Source organism: Rhizobium sp. WSM1328, assembly GCF_057653715.1.
Window position 1 is genome coordinate 4,048,812 of sequence record NZ_CM172788.1, and the last position, 16,607, is coordinate 4,065,418.

15 protein-coding genes are annotated in these 16,607 nt (G+C 61.1%); 12 read left to right on the forward strand and 3 right to left on the reverse strand.

Translation table 11 applies throughout. The annotated features are described in order from the left end of the window. Positions 1-9: 9 nt before the first annotated feature. The 3 genes from AC2444_RS20155 to AC2444_RS20165 all read right to left on the reverse strand — a co-directional run bounded on the left by AC2444_RS20155 (position 10) and on the right by AC2444_RS20165 (position 2,895). Positions 10-849 carry an ABC transporter permease gene (locus AC2444_RS20155; RefSeq protein ID WP_012759287.1) on the reverse strand — a complete coding sequence of 280 codons (840 nt, stop codon included), beginning with the start codon at positions 847-849 and terminating at the stop codon, positions 10-12. Then, positions 846-1,730, reverse strand: coding sequence for an ABC transporter permease (locus tag AC2444_RS20160; RefSeq protein WP_027689403.1), 885 nt, complete (start codon positions 1,728-1,730; stop codon positions 846-848). The genes AC2444_RS20155 and AC2444_RS20160 overlap by 4 nt, the downstream gene beginning before the upstream one ends. An 88-nt stretch (positions 1,731-1,818) precedes the next feature. Beyond that, on the reverse strand, positions 1,819-2,895 hold the full coding sequence (locus AC2444_RS20165) for an extracellular solute-binding protein (protein WP_012759289.1): 1,077 nt from the start codon (positions 2,893-2,895) through the stop codon (positions 1,819-1,821). A 261-nt stretch (positions 2,896-3,156) separates the two neighbouring features. Here AC2444_RS20165 and speB point away from each other — a divergent pair, with 261 nt between their 5' ends. The 12 genes from speB to AC2444_RS20225 all read left to right on the forward strand — a co-directional run bounded on the left by speB (position 3,157) and on the right by AC2444_RS20225 (position 16,606). Then, positions 3,157-4,218, forward strand: coding sequence for an agmatinase (speB, locus tag AC2444_RS20170; RefSeq protein ID WP_041935586.1), 1,062 nt, complete (start codon positions 3,157-3,159; stop codon positions 4,216-4,218). 84 nt (positions 4,219-4,302) lie between these two features. Next, a complete protein-coding gene (locus AC2444_RS20175) occupies positions 4,303-5,100 on the forward strand; it encodes a transporter substrate-binding domain-containing protein (RefSeq protein WP_012759291.1) in 798 nt (265 codons plus the stop codon). Positions 5,101-5,244: 144 nt separating this feature from the next. After that, a complete protein-coding gene (locus AC2444_RS20180; RefSeq protein WP_012759292.1) occupies positions 5,245-5,913 on the forward strand; it encodes an amino acid ABC transporter permease in 669 nt (222 codons plus the stop codon). Continuing rightward, positions 5,910-6,557: an amino acid ABC transporter permease gene (locus AC2444_RS20185; protein ID WP_012759293.1), complete on the forward strand. Its 648-nt coding sequence runs from the start codon at positions 5,910-5,912 to the stop codon at positions 6,555-6,557. The genes AC2444_RS20180 and AC2444_RS20185 overlap by 4 nt, the downstream gene beginning before the upstream one ends. A gap of 157 nt (positions 6,558-6,714) precedes the next feature. Continuing rightward, the gene (lhpI, locus tag AC2444_RS20190; RefSeq protein ID WP_012759294.1) at positions 6,715-7,686 is read left to right on the forward strand and encodes a bifunctional Delta(1)-pyrroline-2-carboxylate/Delta(1)-piperideine-2-carboxylate reductase; all 972 of its coding nucleotides are present in this window, start codon (positions 6,715-6,717) and stop codon (positions 7,684-7,686) included. Positions 7,687-7,797: 111 nt separating this feature from the next. Then, on the forward strand, positions 7,798-9,648 hold the full coding sequence (locus tag AC2444_RS20195) for a LysR family transcriptional regulator (RefSeq protein WP_012759295.1): 1,851 nt from the start codon (positions 7,798-7,800) through the stop codon (positions 9,646-9,648). Positions 9,649-9,805: 157 nt separating this feature from the next. Next, positions 9,806-11,248, forward strand: a complete 1,443-nt coding sequence (locus AC2444_RS20200) for a UbiD family decarboxylase (protein ID WP_012759296.1) — start codon at positions 9,806-9,808, stop codon at positions 11,246-11,248. Further along, positions 11,245-11,820: a UbiX family flavin prenyltransferase gene (locus AC2444_RS20205; protein ID WP_012759297.1), complete on the forward strand. Its 576-nt coding sequence runs from the start codon at positions 11,245-11,247 to the stop codon at positions 11,818-11,820. The genes AC2444_RS20200 and AC2444_RS20205 overlap by 4 nt, the downstream gene beginning before the upstream one ends. A gap of 108 nt (positions 11,821-11,928) precedes the next feature. Next, positions 11,929-13,539: an ABC transporter substrate-binding protein gene (locus tag AC2444_RS20210; RefSeq protein ID WP_012759298.1), complete on the forward strand. Its 1,611-nt coding sequence runs from the start codon at positions 11,929-11,931 to the stop codon at positions 13,537-13,539. A gap of 145 nt (positions 13,540-13,684) precedes the next feature. Then, positions 13,685-14,623, forward strand: a complete 939-nt coding sequence (locus AC2444_RS20215) for an isocitrate lyase/PEP mutase family protein (RefSeq protein ID WP_027689410.1) — start codon at positions 13,685-13,687, stop codon at positions 14,621-14,623. A 67-nt stretch (positions 14,624-14,690) separates the two neighbouring features. Beyond that, complete coding sequence (locus AC2444_RS20220; protein ID WP_041935587.1) at positions 14,691-15,686, forward strand: ABC transporter permease; 996 nt, start codon at positions 14,691-14,693, stop codon at positions 15,684-15,686. Next, positions 15,683-16,606: an ABC transporter permease gene (locus tag AC2444_RS20225; RefSeq protein WP_012759301.1), complete on the forward strand. Its 924-nt coding sequence runs from the start codon at positions 15,683-15,685 to the stop codon at positions 16,604-16,606. Before AC2444_RS20220 ends, AC2444_RS20225 begins: the two co-directional genes overlap by 4 nt. Position 16,607 lies beyond the last annotated feature (1 nt).

The following is a 16,607-nucleotide window of genomic DNA, read 5'->3' on the forward strand; positions in this document are numbered from 1 at the left end:
GTATTGTCCTCATGAACGAAACAAACCTTGGCCCACGACAGTGTCAAAGCCGACGACACGGTCCAGCACGACGATCAGCAACGCAGTGACGGCAATCAGGACCACGGCCGCCGCAGCGATCGTCAGATCGAAAGCCGCGCGCATGTTGCTGACCAGCGTAACAGGCAAGGTCGTTGCGGACGGATCGCTCAGAAACAGACTGATCGATACGTCATCCATCGAAATTGCGAAGGCGAAGATCGCGCCGGTGACGACGCCCGTCCGCATGAGCGGCAGGGTTATGGTCCAGAAGGCCTGGCGCTCGGTGGCGCCGAGAACCATTGCGGCTTCCGTCAATCGTTGGTCGCTGCCGAGAAGGCTGGCGAGACTGGTCCTTATGCAATAGGGCAACGTCACGATCACGTGGCCGAGCAGCAGGCGCGCCATACCATTTGTGATGCCGGCCTTGGAAAGGAAAAGCAGCAGGCCGAATCCAATGACAACCGGCGGGACGATGAGCGGCGAGAGAAAGGCCGAAGTCAGCGCTGCCTTTCCTGGAAAATTGCCCCGGGCAAGACCCACAGCCGCCGCAGTTCCAATCGTGACGGACAGAACCGTCGTGAGTACCGCCAAGATGAGGCTGGTGCGCAGGCTGGTAAGGATATCCGCCTGGGAGACGAGCCGTTCGAACCAGTGAAGCGACAAGGCAGGTGGCGGCATCGGGCCGAGGTAGGTCCTGGCGTCGAAAGCCATGACGCATGTTATCACCAACGGGATGGCGAGGAACGCCAATCCAAGGCCGATGACACCGTAGGCAAGGGAACCGGCGATCCGGTCTCCGGTTCTCGCGGCAAGAGACTGCATGCTCATCGGGAAACCCTCCGCGCCTGCGCAAACGTTATGACAGCGACGACCGCCAAGGCCGCGGCAAGCATGACGAGCGAGATCGCCGCACCGCTCGGGTAGTTGGCGATATCGCTGAACCGGGTGTAGATGACATTCGACATGAAAAGCACCCGGCCCCTCCCGAGCACCATGGGAATGACGAAGGCGCTGATCGCAAAAGTCAGCGACACGAGCGTGCTTGAGATCAGAGCCGGGAAGCTCAGGGGAAGCGTGATCGACAGATGGGCTTTCCATCCCGGCGCGCCGAGCGACTGGGCCGCATCGAGCAGACGCGGATCGATCGATTGCATCGCGCCAATCAGCGTTAGCGTTGCGACCGGTATGATCGAGTGAACCAGACCCGCAATAACGACGATATTAATATATTCGCGGCTGTTGGGCGAAAGGCCCAGCGTCAAGAGGAAGGGTCGGAAGATGCCGACCGACCCGAAGGTCAGTTCGATCGCATACGTCTTGATCAGGACGCTGGAAAGAACAAGCGTAATCAAGAAGCCGAGGGTGAGCGTGCGCATCCGCGGCGAAATCCGCCGCACGATGAAATAGGCCAGCGGGAATGCCACAAGCTGGCCGATGATCGCGGCAACTCCTCCAATCCAGAAGGTCGTCAGCAGGACGCTTGCAAACGCCTGGTTTGCAAGCTCGTAATAGTTTTGAACCGTTGCCGCGGCATTTTCCACGGAGCCGACACGCCCCGGCGTAAACTCCTTCAAGCTTTCGATTGCCAGATTGATGAGCGGTGACAGAAAACCGAATGCGAACACCAGCAGGGCTGGCCCGAGCGTCAGGGCAGCATCTCGGCGATCCGGAATTGAAATGGCGACGGGTTGCCGCCTTACCTTAGTCATGATGGAACAGCCTTTTCCTCGCCCTTGCGGGCCATGAGAAAGGGAGGTTGTCGAAGCCCGCGCCTACGACAACCTGCCGCGAGGTGTCTTAGAGCAACGGGGCGATATCCTGCTCCCAGCGCTTGGACCAGGCATCCTGCTGTTCGAGAACGACATTGTAGTCCGGCACATAGACGAAGCTCGAAAACTCGTCCGACGTGAAGGACAGATGCTTGAGATTGTCGGGTGTGACCGCCTTGCTGTTCAACGGCGCTTCGCCAGCCACCTTGGCGTAGAGCGAGTTCATGTCCGGGCTGATCGCGAAGTTGACGAAATCGAGCGTTGCCTTGGTGCTTGGCCTATTCTTCAGGACGCCGAAACCGCTCTGGTAGAGGAAGGCCTTGAAGTTGCTGTCCTTGGTGAAACGCGTAACCGGGAAGTTTTTGGCCACCGCCGCCCAGCCGGGCTCGGCGAAGAAGCCGACGGAGGTCTCGCCCGACGTCAGCGAATTGGTGAAATCGATATCGGTGACGGCAACGCGGCCGATATTGCCGGATTTCGCCAATTCCGTCATGAGCTTCCACCCGGGCTCCATATTCGTTTCACTGCCGCCGGCGTGAAGGGCGAGCGCGACGATCTGGAGCATCATGCTCTGTGTCGGGCCTGGCCAGCAGATCGCGCCCTTGAGATCGGGGCTCAGCAGATCATCGATGGTCTTCACGGTGATCGGAGCCGTGTCGGTTCGCGCACCGAAATACATGCCGCCAACTGCGCGCGGGACGGCTTTGATATTGCCCTTGCCGTCACGAATGATGATTTTCTCGGGAATATTCGCAAGGTTGGGAACATCTGCAGGATTGATGGTCTCGAGCCAATCCTCCTTCACCATGCTGTTGAACGAGCCTTCCCAGCCGGCGACATAGTCGTAGTCGACATTCGGCCAGACGGCCTTGATCTTCGGCAGGATGGCGCCCGCGCCGCCCTGGTGAAGAACCCAGTTGAATGTCGCCGCATTCTGGTCGGCGGCAATCTGCTTCATCGCTTCGACGACATCGCCGCCCCATTCGACGGCGGTGAGATTGCCGCTACCGGCTGCGGCGGATCTTGCAAACCCGGTCATCGTGCTGGCAATCCCCGCGGCGGCGGCGGATCCGAGGAAGCGGCGGCGTGTCATATCGTGCAACATGGTAGGTTCCCTTTGCTGTCGGCCCTCTGCCGGGCCGTTCGCATCGGAGACTGCTTGGAGGTTGCCAGCCGCGGTAGTGGGAAAATTCTCGCCGGGTTATAAAGTTTTCTGAACATCCCGATGAACGAGCTACCCGCATCGCTGAGCCTCGGCGGATCTGAGCTATCAAGAATCGTTATATCCCCTCTCGAATTTTCGCGGTTCCAAGAGAAGTGGGCGGCGCTGATGATGATGGCAGCATCAATACCGTGGGAGCCTGCCTTGACCATTGACCGGGATTTTCTGGAAGACTTGAGAAAGCGCTTCGGCAGCGCTGCAGGCGGGGAGATGGAAGATCCGCACTTCCGCGCCGTGGCGGCGAGCGTATTCAAGGACGGCGACAGCCGCAAATGGCCCTTCGCCGATCCTGCGACCTTTCTGGATGCCCGTTTCATCGAGAACGGCTTGCGGCCCGAGGTGCTTGAGGCGCTTGACGTGGCTCTGATCGGCGTGCCGATGGACCTCGGCGTCACCAATCGCGCCGGCGCGCGGCTGGGGCCGCGGGCCGTCCGGGCGATCGAGCGTATCGGTCCCTACGAGCATGTTCTGCGTGTCGCGCCGATGGGAGGGCTAAAGGTCGCCGATGTCGGCGACGTGCCGATGCGCAGCCGGTTCGGCCTCGCCGAGTGCCATGCCGACATCGAGGCCTGCTACCGGATGATCGCGGCAACCGGGGTTATCCCGCTGTCGGTCGGCGGCGACCATTCGATCTCCGGCGCCATCCTCAAGGGCCTGGCGGCCGGCCAGCCGGTCGGCATGATCCACATCGACGCTCATTGCGACACCGCTGGTCCCTATGAGGGCTCGAAGTTCCATCACGGCGCGCCCTTCCGCGAGGCGGTTCTGGCGGGCGTGCTCGATCCGAAGCGTACGATCCAGATCGGCATCCGCGGCGGCGGCGAATATCTCTGGGAGTTCTCCTTTGTCTCCGGCATGACCGTCATCCACGCCGAAGAGGTGGCGGAGATGGGCCTCAAGGCTGTGATCGCAAAGGCTCTAGAGGTTGTCGGCGCCGGTCCGACCTATCTCAGTTTCGACGTCGACAGCCTCGATCCGGCCTTCGCTCCGGGAACCGGCACGCCGGAAGTCGGCGGGCTTCAGCCGAGGGAGGCCCTGACCCTGCTGCGCGGCTTCAAAGGCATCAACCTCATCGGCGGCGACGTCGTGGAAATCGCGCCGCAATACGACAACACCACCAACACCGCGCAGATCGCCGCGCAGGTCCTGTTCGAACTCCTGTGCCTCGCGATGTTCAGTCCCGCGGTCAGGACAAAGCTGACCTGAGAACCAGCTCCACAACGGCAGCGTGCCTCGTGCCCGCTGCCATCCATCACCTGTCGCACAACACGTCTCAAAAAGGGGAACGACATGACTGCTCTTATGAAGTTGCGTTACACCGCCACCGCGGCAATTGCCGTTTTCGGCATCCTGGCAGGGGCCGCGCAGGCCGACGAACTTGCCGATATCAAGGCCGCAGGCGAAATCAACATCGGCATCTTCTCCGATTTCCCGCCCTTCTCTTCGGCAAGCGCCGATATGAGCATCAAGGGCTATGACGTCGACGTCGCCCAGAAGATCGCCGACGGGCTCGGCGTGAAACTCAATCTCGTCAGCGTTACCGGCCAGAACAGGATCGCCTACCTGAACGACGACCGCGTCGACCTGCTGATGAGCGTCGGCTATTCGAAGGAGCGTGCCGAGGTTATCGATTTTGCCGCCCCGTACGCCCCCTACTATATCGCCGTCATCGGTCCGGCTGCGCTGAAGGTGAGCGGCAAGGAAGACCTCGCCGACAAGACCGTTGCCGTCAATCGTGGGACGCTCGAAGACACGTCGCTGACGGCCGTCGCCCCCGGCTCGGCTGCGATCCAGCGTTTCGAGAACTATAATTCGGTCATCCAGGCCTTCATATCCGGCCAGACCCAGCTGATGGTCGTCGGCAACGATGTCGGTGCGCAGGTTCTGGCACGACAGGACGAACTGAAGCCGGAGCAGAAATTCCAGCTCCTCAGCTCCCCCTCACACATCGCGCTCCGCAAGGGCGAGGAAGGCCTGAAGAAAGTCGTCAATGACAGCGTCGCCGCAATGATCTCCGATGGTTCGCTCGACGCAAGCTCGAAGAGCTGGCTGAAAGCGCCGCTCAACCCTGAAAACCTGAAGGACTGACGAGGGCGGCCTCCCACTCACCAGAGCGTGATGCCGAAAACTGCAAGCGATTGCGGTGGCATCATGCTCCAATTCTTTGGTTGAGAGGCGGATCGGGATTTCGGGCCGACCCGGCCCGGATCATCCGGCTCCAAAGGACAAGCGATGAGATACAGCCTCGATTTCAATTGGCTTTGGGACGGAATGGGAGCTCTGGCTTATGGCGCATGCACGACGCTTGCACTGACGGTCTCCACATCGGTCCTCGGGATCGTTCTCAGCATTCTCGGCGCGGCTGCGCGCCGGGGACCTTATCCATGGTTGCGCAAGGTCGTCGGCCTGTATGTGGAAATCATGCGCAACACGCCATTTCTGGTGCAGCTGTTCTTCATCTTCTTTGGCTTGCCTAGCCTCGGCATTCGCCTCGATCCGATCACTGCCGCCGTCCTTGCCATGACCCTCAACATGGCCGCCTACACGATCGAGGTGGTCGGGGCCGGGCTCGATGCCATACCGAGAGGCCAGAAAGAGGCTGCGCAGGCACTCGGCCTCAGGCCTCGGCTGGTGTTCTTCAAGATCATCCTGCCGCAGGCGATCGCCATCATTTTTCCGGCGCTGACGAGCCAGATCATCATCATGATGCTGGAATCGGCGGTGGTTTCGCAAATATCCGTCCGCGAGCTGGCGCAGGAGGCCGATCTGCTTCAATCGCGCACCTTCCGCTCCTTCGAGACCTATCTGGTGGCGACGTTGATCTATCTTTCGATGTCCGCCGCACTTCGCCGGCTGCTTGTCGCCGGGAAACGCCGTTTTCTGGGAGCCGGTCTGACATGATTGAGTTCACCTTCTGGGACATTCTGCGCAATCTTGTCTTCGCGACACGCTGGACCCTCATGCTTTCGCTCGCAGCCTTTGCCGGCGGCGCCATCGTTGGCCTGGCCATCCTGTCTGCGCGGATATCGAAAACACGCTGGCCGCGCAGCTTCGCGTCCGGCTACATTGCCCTGTTTCAGGGAACGCCGCTCCTGATGCAGCTCTTTTTGATGTTTTTCGGCCTGCCGATGCTCGGTTTCCGGATCGAGTCATGGACCGCCGCCGTCTGCGGCCTGACGTTCTACGCCAGCGCTTATCTTGCCGAAATCTGGCGGAGCGGCGTCGAGGCGGTGCCGCGCGGGCAATGGGACGCCGCAGCCAGCCTGGGCTTGCATCGTCTCCTCGAACTTCGCCTTATCATCCTGCCGCAGGCTTTCCGGATCACGCGCGCGCCGACCGTCGGGTTCTTGGTCCAGTTGATCAAGAGCACCGCACTGGCCTCGATCCTCGGCTTCGACGAACTGCTGAAAACCGCAAACGCCATCAACAACGCGACCTTCGAACCTTTCAAGGTCTACGGTCTCGTCGCAGTGATCTTCTTCGCCCTGTGCTATCCGCTGACGCAATACGCCAGATTTCTGGAGAAGAAGGCGGCGTTTGGCTGAGCGGTGCTCAATGCTCCGTATTCCGATCGCAACGAAGTGTCCAAAGGGCCGATGCCGGTTAAAAAGCTGGTGCGCCACGCAGCGGCGACGCGGCTCTCGTTCAATCACACAGAATTCGCTTTATCCAGCAGTCAGAATTTACCGGGAGATCGCTTCAATGACCGACACACAAATCCGTATTCTCGATGCCCGGACAACGGGCGAGCTTCTCCCTTTCGGCCCACTGGTCGCGACCCTGCGGCAAGCATTTGCCGAAGGCTGTGTCGTGCCGGTACGGCATCACCACACGATAGCCAATAGCGGTGAGCCGGATGCGACGCTGCTTCTGATGCCGGCCTGGCATGAAACGCACCGGCCGGAGCGCTACCTTGGCATCAAGATCGTCACCGTCTTTCCCGGCAACACGGTGCGCGGCATTCCCGGTTTGACCTCGACTTACATGCTCTATGATGGCCGGACCGGGATGCAGCTTGCGCTCCTTGACGGAAACACGATCACAGCGCGCCGTACGGTAGCGGCATCGGCCCTTGCCGCGGACTATCTTGCTCGAAAAGACGCCCGCCGCCTGCTGGTGATCGGCGCAGGCCGCGTCGCGAGCCTCATACCCGATGCCTACCGCGCCGTCCGGCCGATCGCGCATGTCGATATCTGGGATATCGATCCCGCCAGCGCCGAACGGCTGGCGCAGAGCCTCCGGCAACAAGGGCTCCAGGTCGCTGCCGTCACGGATCTGGAAGCAGCAGTGCGGCAAGCCGATATCGTCAGCGCAGCGACGCTGGCGACAGCACCGCTTATCCGCGGCGAATGGCTGCGGCCGGGCACCCATGTCGATCTGATCGGCGGCTTCACCCCGGCGATGCGCGAGGCCGATGACGAGGCGCTTCGGCGCTCCTCGGTCTATATCGATACGCACGAAGCCCTTCACGAAGCAGGCGATCTGGTTCAGCCGATCGGGGCCCGCGTCATTTCCGCAGATGCGGTGCGTGCGACACTCGACGAGCTGTGCCGCCGGGATGTTCCAGCGCGGACGTCCAACGATGAGATCACTCTCTACAAGGCAGTCGGAACGGCGTTGGCCGATCTTGCCGCCGCGACAATGGTGTATGAGGCAGTCTTGATCGCAGGCTGATGTCTTTGGGGCGAAGGGGAAGCAACGGGCCGGCGCTGATATTCGTGCGGTACAACGCTTTGTATGCCATAGTCGGGTAAGCCCCTTGTGCAAATCCGATACAGACCCGCAGTGATTACAAATCCGCCGCGCATCGAAATCCAGCAACTGGCCCATTTCGTGCTGGCCTGTCAGAGCCCGACGCTGGCAGAGACCGCGCGCGAGCTTGGGATTGCTCCTTCGGCGCTGACATCAAGTCTGCGTACTTTGGAAAATGAACTTCAACTCAAGCTCTTCATTCGGAAAAGCGGTCACCTCAGTCCTTTACCGGCAGCCTTCTGGCTGTTTCAGCAGGCAACGGCCATCCTTCATCGCGAAAGGTTCGTGCGTCGGATGCGGAACGGGGACACGGACCATCTTCGCATCAATATTCGCCTCGATCTCAGTTTCTCCATCGGCCGGTTTTCGAAGGCGATCGGACGTACCGTCGAAGATATGGAACGCGAGCGGCCCGACCTGCTGATCGACGTGATGTTTGCAGACGCACGAGGAAAATCCCTTGTTGAAGAGGGGGCCGCGGAAATCCCGGGCAACACGGGTTCGATGGAAATCGAAGTCGGCTATGTGACTGGCGTGCCATCCGCGAACCTGCCTACGATGACGCCCTTCTACGATGAGGTCTGGTTTTCCGTCGGAACGGCGGAGGCCGCGGTTGATCTTCGCTCCCCCAATCAGAAATTTGTCGTTTTGAAAATGCGTCAGGCGCTTCGCGATGCCGTCACCCGATATGCGGACGAGCATGGCATCCGCGACCGCATGATCCTGATGGATGAGGAGCCGGCAGACCTTCATCGGCTGCTCAACGAGTTTCCGCAAATGCGATTCCTGATGCCCCGCAGTATGGTCGCCGACCGGCTCGGACTTGCGCGCCTGCATCTGGAGCCCCTCGATCCGCCGTTGTCGAGCACCTTGGGCGTGCGCGCAAACAGGCCGGACCAGGAGGTCGTGTCCGCCCTGCTTTGTAACCTCAAGAAAAATCTGGAGGCAACGGAGGCCAATATCGTCTTCCGGCCGCAGTTGACGGCACGTCAATTGCACTACTTCAACCTTGCGCATCTCAGCGGAGGTATTTCGGCGGCGGCGCGCGCGGCGCATATCACGCAACCTTCCGTTTCGACGCAGATTCAGAAGATCGAGGCAGTTGTCGGGCAACCCCTGTTCGAACGGCGGCGCAACGGTGCCGAGAGCACGAAGGCCGGCAAGGCATTGCTTCCCTTCACCCTGGAGATCGAAGAGCGCATCGATAGCCTCCTTCGGGCCAGTCTGGATATTGCCGCCCACACACAGGCGACCATCTCGATCGGCATGCTGCCGAGTTCGGGGCATGATAGCGTCATGACGGACAAGGTGGCGCAGGCGCTGACGGCAACCCGCCTTGGCCATCCCGAATACCGGCTGAGAATCATAGAAGGTTCCAACGCTGCGCTTCACGACCAGGTACGTGCGGGAGAGCTCAATCTGGCTATTGTCGGTGCCGTCCAGACGCAGATGGCCCGGATCCATCTCGGGCCGAGCGAGCGTCTGTCGGTCGTTGCCAATCCGGCCTTGGACCTTGCCGGTCGAACGGAGATTCCACTCGCGGAAGTTTGCGGATTTCCGCTGGTTCTCGGAATCAAGCATCTCAGTATCCATCAGGCGTTCATGGCAGCCGCCAGCGCGCGGCATCTGTGTGTCGAGCCGGTCATGGACGTCGGTTCCCTGCCATTGGCCATCGCCATGGTCCGCCGTTTGCCGGTCTGTACGGTCCTGCCGGTGTCCTCGGTCCAGCAGGATATCGACAGCGGCCGCCTCACCGCGGCGCCGATTACGGAGGACGTCATCGCCGGAAACCTCTCGGTGATTTTCTCCGGCGAAAGGACGCTGTCCGAGGCCGAGCGGACGATGATCCAGTCACTCGCTGCCGTCTTCGGCCGACAGGCGTGATCTAAAAAACATATCGTATCGAATCGCGCTCATGCACCGAGCATTCTGATTTTCCTATCCTCCAATTCACGATTTTCGAGCTACCCAGCCTCCGGCCTGCGGCTGATACTTGCCGCATCAAAACAGCCCTCGGAAATGACTTTTACAGGATTGCCGGATGAATGATCACCCTGATCCGCTTGAAAACCCGGCCATGACATCCGGGACGGCCGGCGCTGCAATGCCACGCAGCGAAAGCGATCAGTCGTGTCGGGGCATTCTTCAGGAGCTCGACCGTCGCGGTCAGCTGCTGGTGATTTCGGAGGAGGTCGACCCGATCCACGACGTATCGGCCATTCTTTCCATCGTCGATGAAAAGGCGGCGGTGCGGCTCGACTGCATCAAAGGTCACGACATGCCGATCTTCGGCAACATCCTGTCGGATCTCGATCGTGTCGCCCTGGCGCTTGACGTCGCGAAAAGCGATATCCAGGAAAAGCTGCTGTCCTCGATCGCCTCTCCGGTGCCGCCAGTCTTCGTGGACGATGCGCCGGTACAGCAACAGCTCTTCCAGGACGACATCCTGACCCGGCTTCCAGTCCCGACCTTCTTTTCCAAGGAGACCGGTCCTTACATTACCGCGGGTCTGATCGTGGCGCGCGACCCTGAAACGGGCTTGGGCAACGCGTCCTATGCCCGCATCAAGGTGCTTGGTCCGAACGAGGCGATGATCGGAATTGCACCGAACCATCATCTCGCCATCATGGCCCGCAAGGCGGGCGCCAAAGGCGAGCCGCTCCCCTTCGCCGTCGTCCTCGGCGCGCATCCAGCCATTCAGCTTGCCGCCTGCTTCTATCTGGGGCTTGGTGACGATGAAATGCACTGCGCCGGATCGCTGCTCGGCGAGCCGGTGCGGCTTGTCCGCTGCAAGTCGATCGATCTTGCCGTGCCTGCAGAGGCGGAGATCGTGCTCGAAGGTCATATTCATATCGACGAGCCGATCCTTGAAGGGTTGGTCTCAGAATATCACGGCATGTACGAGGATTACGGTTCCGGGGTGCGCGTCAGATTTGAATGCATGACTTGCCGCTCCGACGCGATGTTGCAGGTGATCGAGCCCGGTTACCACATGGAGCACCTCTATCTCGGCGCGGTGCCGATCGCCGCCAGCCTCAAGGCCGTCATCCGGCGGTCCGTTCTCAATGTCGGCGAGGTTGCCGTCACCGCATCAGGCAGCGGACGGAACAACGTGGTCGTGCAGATCGATGCGCCCCGCCCGGGACAGGCACGCCGCATCATGTCGATCTGCTGGGGTGCGGTCAGCATCGTCAAGAACATCACGATCGTCGACAGCGATGTCGACCCTTGGGATCTCGATGCCGTCGAATTGGCAAAGATGACGCGCATGCGCGCGGAGCGCGACATTCTCATCGTCACGGACCTTCCGGCAGACCGGTCCGAGCCTCAGGAAGACGGCGGCGTGATCGCCAAGGTCGGCTACGACGCCACGATGAAGCCGGGCGATCGAAGGGAAGGGTTCGACAAGGCGCTTCCGCCGCCGGATTCCTACGAACGGATGCGCAAGCTGCTGTTGCGCGTCAAGCCGGAGATGCTGATTTGAGGCGATTGATCATCGGCATATCAGGGGCTTCCGGTGCAATCTACGGACTGCGTGCGCTGGAGATGCTGCGGGACTTCGACGATGTCGAGACGCATCTCGTCATATCGCCCGCGGCGATCCGCACGGCACTGGCCGAAGGGACGGGAAAGACCGCAGACGAAATCCGTGGCCTCGCCGACCGGGTCTACAGCCACGGGGATATCGGCGCTTCGATTGCCTCCGGTTCCTTCCGGTGCGACGGCATGCTGGTTGCGCCATGCTCGATCAAGACGCTGAGCGGGATCGCGCATTGTTATGCGGACGATCTGATCGTGCGCGCCGCCGATGTCTGCCTGAAGGAACGCCGCCGGCTGGTGCTGATGGTGCGGGAAACGCCGTTGCATGCGGGCCATATCGCGCTGATGGACCAGGCAACACGCAACGGCGCCGTCATCATGCCGCCGGTGCCGAGCTTTTACACGCTGCCGAAATCAATCGCCGAAATGGTCGACCAGACCGTGGGGCGTGCGCTGGATCAATTCGGGCTTCATCATCCGACGGTCCGGCGCTGGACGGAGGATCATAACGACTGAGCCATGAAGAGCAGCGCTGAAAGCTGCCGGGCCATCATGTCAACCGCATGCAAAACAACGACGCACAATCACTCCCCCAGGGGAACTCAAAAAAAAGGAGATAGAGTGATGTTGTCAGACAATCGTTCCAGAAGGTTGCAGAGCCTGTTCATGCGCGGCGCCGCCGTGTTGCTGTTGTCGCTCATGGCGGCCGCACCCGTGATGCTCGCCGCGTCTCAAGCCGCCGCGCAGACGGAAAAACCCGTTAGCGGCGGCGCGATGACCATTATCAACGGTTCGGACATCAAGAGCTGGGATCCGGCGATCTCCGCCGGCACCTATCCCGGCGGGCCGATGGATGTGCTCGACGCCGTCTACGGCTTTATCGTCTACGTCAACGACAAGGGCGTCGTGACCGGCGGCATGGCCGAAAGCCTGACCAGCACAGACGCCGTGACCTGGACCTTGAAGCTTCGCAAGGACATGAAGTTCACAGACGGGACGCCCTATGATGCGGAAGCCGTCAAATACAATTGGGACCGCGCCGCCGATTCGGCCACGCTTTCACCGGCGCAGCCGTTCATATCCTCATGGAACAAGGCGATCACCGTCGTCGATCCGCAGACGCTGACGATCAAGCTGTCCTCCCCGAACGCCAATTTCGCAGCCCAGGTCGCCGAGCTGTGCCCCTTCATCGCCTCGCCGGCAGCATTGAAGGCCGCTAAGGAAAAGACCGACATCAAGCCGGTGGGCGCCGGCGCCTTTACGCTGACCGAATGGAACCAGGGCATATCGATGACCATGGCCCGCAATCCCGGTTATTGGGATCAGCCGCGCCCCTATCTGGAGACGATCAAGTTCGCGATCATTCCCGAAACCAACAGCCGCATCGCCACCGTCGTGCAGGGTGGTGCAACGATGATGGCCGGTTATCCCTATCAGTTCGGCTCGAACGCAACGGCGCCGGGGGTTGCGACCCGCGAGATCCCGATCCGCGGCATCAACCGCGCCTATCTCAACCAGGCCAAGGGTATCTTCACGGATGTTCGCGCCCGCGAGGCCTTCTATTCCGCCATCGACCGCGCGCGGCTGATGCAGGCCTTCACGCAGATGCCCGGATACAAGGCACCCAGCAATTACTTTGGAGAGAATTCGCCCTATTTCGACAGCGCTTCATCTCTTCCGGCCTATGATCCGAAGAAGGCGCAGGAACTGTTCGACGCTCTGAAGGCGGACGGCAAGCCGTTCTCGATCAAGATCGTCACCTATACCAACTCGGACCTGAAGCGTCTTGCCGCCTACATCCAGCAGGTGCTGACCGGCTATGAAGGCGCCTCGGCTGAGATCGTCGAGGTCGACCAGGCCTCGCTGATCCAGCGATGCAAGACGCAGCTCGACTTCGACATCTGCGTCGAAGGCGGGGTGCTGGTGTCGAACGGCGCCGAGCCGAACATTTCCAATCTGCTGAGTTCCGGCGGTGCTTTCAACTGGGGACAGTACAAGAGCGCCGAGATGGACGCTGCATTGAAGGAGGCCAGCTCCACCCTCGACCCTGCCGCTGTCAAAGCCGCCTATGTCAAGGTTCAGAAGCTCGTCGCAACCGAAATGCCGCTTTACATCTTCGGTGAACAGACGCGCTCGCTGCTGCTGCGCGACAATACCGGCGGCGTCGTTCCTTCGAACGGCGGCATCCTGCAAAAGCAGTTCCTCTACGTCTGCACGGATGTCTGCCAGAAATAGCGGGTTCCAGATCACGACGTGCAGGCTCGCCCGGAAGATCCGGGCGGGCAGCGAAGGGCCGGTCGATGGGCTGGACGACCGTACAAGCCAAAGACGTTAAGACGACAGAATGAGCCCTGCGATGCGGGGCGATCGGAAAAGGTGGATGACGATGATCGGCAATCGCGAGAAGGTGAAGTTTCGGGACCTGGTTTCCCGCAAGCAGGTGTTCACGCCCTGCGTCTGGGATTGCTACTCCGCCAAGGCGGCGGAAATGGCCGGCTTCGAGGCGATCCTGCTCAGCGGCGCATCACTGGGATTCAGCATGTCCGGCGTGCCGGATCTTGGCCTGCACAATCAGGAGGAATTGGTCTACGCGACCGACCGCATCGCCGACTATTCGCCTCTGCCACTGGTCATCGATGCCGATGACGGTTTCGGCGATGTCGTCCAGACCTTCCGCACCTGTTATCGTCTCGCCAAAGCCGGCGCCGGAGCGATCCTGATCGAGGATACGCCCAATGAACGCGGCTACGCGCGGTTCGGCCGCGCCATGGAGGCGGCGACGCTTGCCGGCAAGGTCGATGGAAACGTGCCGCACGAGGTCGTCTCGCAGGAGCTCTGGCTCGCCAAGATCAAGGCCTCGATCGAAGCCTGTCAAGGCACCGATTGCGTGGTTATCGCACGCACTGAATCCAAGCTCGAAAAGGGGCTGGACGACGCTATCGAACGCTGCGTGCGCGCCGCAGCACTCGGCGCTGAGATGACCTATGTGCACGGCCTGCGCACGTTGGAGGAATGCCGGAAGGTGGCCAAGGAATTGCCCGGCTGGAAGATGTTCGGCGATGTCGCGACCGTCAACGGCGTCCCCTTCGTGCGGCTCGAGGAAATCGAGGCGCTCGGCTTCAACCTGGTGACCATGCACTATCTCGAGAAGGGATCGATGTATGGCATGATGGATTACGGTCGGCATGTCTTCAAGGACCGCAGCACGCGTTACGCGGACGAGCACAGCATGGGCGGCATGACGCCTGCCGAGCAGAAGGCCTCGCTGGAGCGGGACAGCGGCTGGCTCGATGCCGAGGACAGATGGAAGGCGCTCTGATCCCGGAGGCTGGCCGCTCTGCCATCTCGTTTTGCGAAATCCGGATGCCGGTCCAGTCCGGCATTGGATGTTCCACCTGACAATCGGAGTCCGATCGTTGCGAATTGCCAATCTCTCCTATCTGAAAGCGGTCGGCGTCCGGCTTCTGGCCGGCATTCCGGTCTTCCTGCTGGTCACGTTCTCGGCGACGGCGCTGTCGAGCCTGATGCCGGGGTCGGCGGCGCAGCTGATCCTTGGAGAGAACGCGACGCAGGCGCAGATCGATGCGCTGAACAGCCGCTACGGCTACGATCTGCCGGTCTGGGAACGTTACCTCGGCTGGCTCGGACGGCTTCTTCAGGGAGATCTCGGGCAGACCATGTTCAGCCAGCAGTCCGTGGCAAAACTCCTGGTCGACCGGGCGGCAGTGACGTTCGAAATTGCGCTGCTTGCCATGTTCGTCTCGCTCCTGATCGGCGTGCCGCTTGCCATGTATACCGCCAGCCGGCCGGGCGGCATCGTCGATACGGTGCTGCGGGCGGTGTCCTCGGTCATGCTGTCGATCCCGACTTTCGTCATTGTGGTTCTGCTCGGCTTCGTCTTCGCAATCGTGCTGCGCTGGCTGCCGGCGACCGGCTGGGTTACCTTCAGTGACGATCCGATCGGCAATCTCTATTACGTCGCCTTGCCGGTGATGTGCCTCAGCGTGCATCAGGCAGCCTATTTCTACAGAGTGAGCCGCAGCGAGTTCGTCGCGGTCCTCCAGGAGGACTATGTCCTCGTTGCCAGGGCCAAGGGCCTGCCGACGCGCTATATCCTGATGCGCCACGTGCTGCGCCCGGCCTCTCCCCAGGTGCTGACGGTGATGGGTCTGTCGATGACCTATCTGCTCGGCGGTTCCTTCATCGTCGAGAGCTATTTCGCGGTGCCCGGCATCGGCTGGACCGTTCTCAATGCGGTGAGCAGCCACGACTTGCCCGTCATGCAGGCCATCTTGTCGCTGACGGTGGTGATCTTCGTCGTCATCTTCATCCTGGTCGATCTCGGTTACGCGCTTATCGATCCGCGGGTGGACGTGTCATGAGCCGCCTCCAGCCAACACAAACGGACCTCGTGCCCGGCGAAGCGGTCGCATTGGCGGAGACGTTGAATGCCGCGATGCCGAAGACCGCGCGTTTCCGCATGCCGAGCGGCCATCCGATGGAATGGTTCGCCTTCGTGTTCCTGACGGTCCTGATCATCTCCTCGGTTTTCGTGGAGTTCATTCCGGGTCTCGTTCGGGCAAGCTTCCCCTATGGCGATTTCTCGCAAGGCCCGGAATGGAGCCTGAACGGCCTGTTCGGAACCGATGCGCTCGGGCGCAGCATCCTGTCCCGGGTGCTCTACGGTGCGCGAACGACGCTCGCCATCGTCTCGGTCGCGACGCTGATCTCGCTGGTGATCGGCATGATCCTCGGGATGCTGGCCGGCTTCTATCGCGGCCCGGTCGAGCGGATCGTCGATCTCTATGCCAATTCCATGGCGTCGCTTCCGCCGATCCTCGTCATCCTGGCGCTGATATCGGTGACCGGAAATTCGGTTTTCACGATGATGCTGGCGCTTGGCCTGCTCGACATCGGAACGTATGCACGCATCGCCAAAGGCGGCGTGATTGCCCAGAACGACCGTGATTACGTGCTGGCGGCACGCGCCATGGGCGCATCGGACATGCGGCTTCTGCTGCGCGAGATCCTGCCCAATCTCGTTCCGGCGCTGACGGCCATCGTTCCGCCGCTGATGGCGGGGTTGATCATCACAGAGGGATCGCTGAGCTTTCTCGGTTACGGCATTCCGGCGCCGGCGCCGAGCTGGGGCGGGATGATCGCCAGCTCGACCGACCTGCTCAGCCGCTTTCCACTGCTGATCTTCGGACCAATCGTCGCCATCGTTCTAACAGTTTACTCGCTCAACACGGTCGGGGATTGTCTGGCCCGTCGCATGAACCATCGCGGCAGGGAACTCTGAT

Excerpts from the sequence above, each read along its gene's own strand:
- AC2444_RS20155 (WP_012759287.1), bottom strand. The coding sequence starts at position 849 with ATGAGCATGCAGTCTCTTGCCGCGAGAACCGGAGACCGGATCGCCGGT.
- AC2444_RS20160 (WP_027689403.1), bottom strand. The coding sequence starts at position 1,730 with ATGACTAAGGTAAGGCGGCAACCCGTCGCCATTTCAATTCCGGATCGC.
- AC2444_RS20165 (WP_012759289.1), bottom strand. The coding sequence starts at position 2,895 with ATGTTGCACGATATGACACGCCGCCGCTTCCTCGGATCCGCCGCCGCC.
- AC2444_RS20175 (WP_012759291.1), top strand. The coding sequence starts at position 4,303 with ATGACTGCTCTTATGAAGTTGCGTTACACCGCCACCGCGGCAATTGCC.
- AC2444_RS20180 (WP_012759292.1), top strand. The coding sequence starts at position 5,245 with ATGAGATACAGCCTCGATTTCAATTGGCTTTGGGACGGAATGGGAGCT.
- AC2444_RS20185 (WP_012759293.1), top strand. The coding sequence starts at position 5,910 with ATGATTGAGTTCACCTTCTGGGACATTCTGCGCAATCTTGTCTTCGCG.
- lhpI (WP_012759294.1), top strand. The coding sequence starts at position 6,715 with ATGACCGACACACAAATCCGTATTCTCGATGCCCGGACAACGGGCGAG.
- AC2444_RS20200 (WP_012759296.1), top strand. The coding sequence starts at position 9,806 with ATGAATGATCACCCTGATCCGCTTGAAAACCCGGCCATGACATCCGGG.
- AC2444_RS20210 (WP_012759298.1), top strand. The coding sequence starts at position 11,929 with ATGTTGTCAGACAATCGTTCCAGAAGGTTGCAGAGCCTGTTCATGCGC.
- AC2444_RS20215 (WP_027689410.1), top strand. The coding sequence starts at position 13,685 with ATGACGATGATCGGCAATCGCGAGAAGGTGAAGTTTCGGGACCTGGTT.
- AC2444_RS20220 (WP_041935587.1), top strand. The coding sequence starts at position 14,691 with ATGTTCCACCTGACAATCGGAGTCCGATCGTTGCGAATTGCCAATCTC.
- AC2444_RS20225 (WP_012759301.1), top strand. The coding sequence starts at position 15,683 with ATGAGCCGCCTCCAGCCAACACAAACGGACCTCGTGCCCGGCGAAGCG.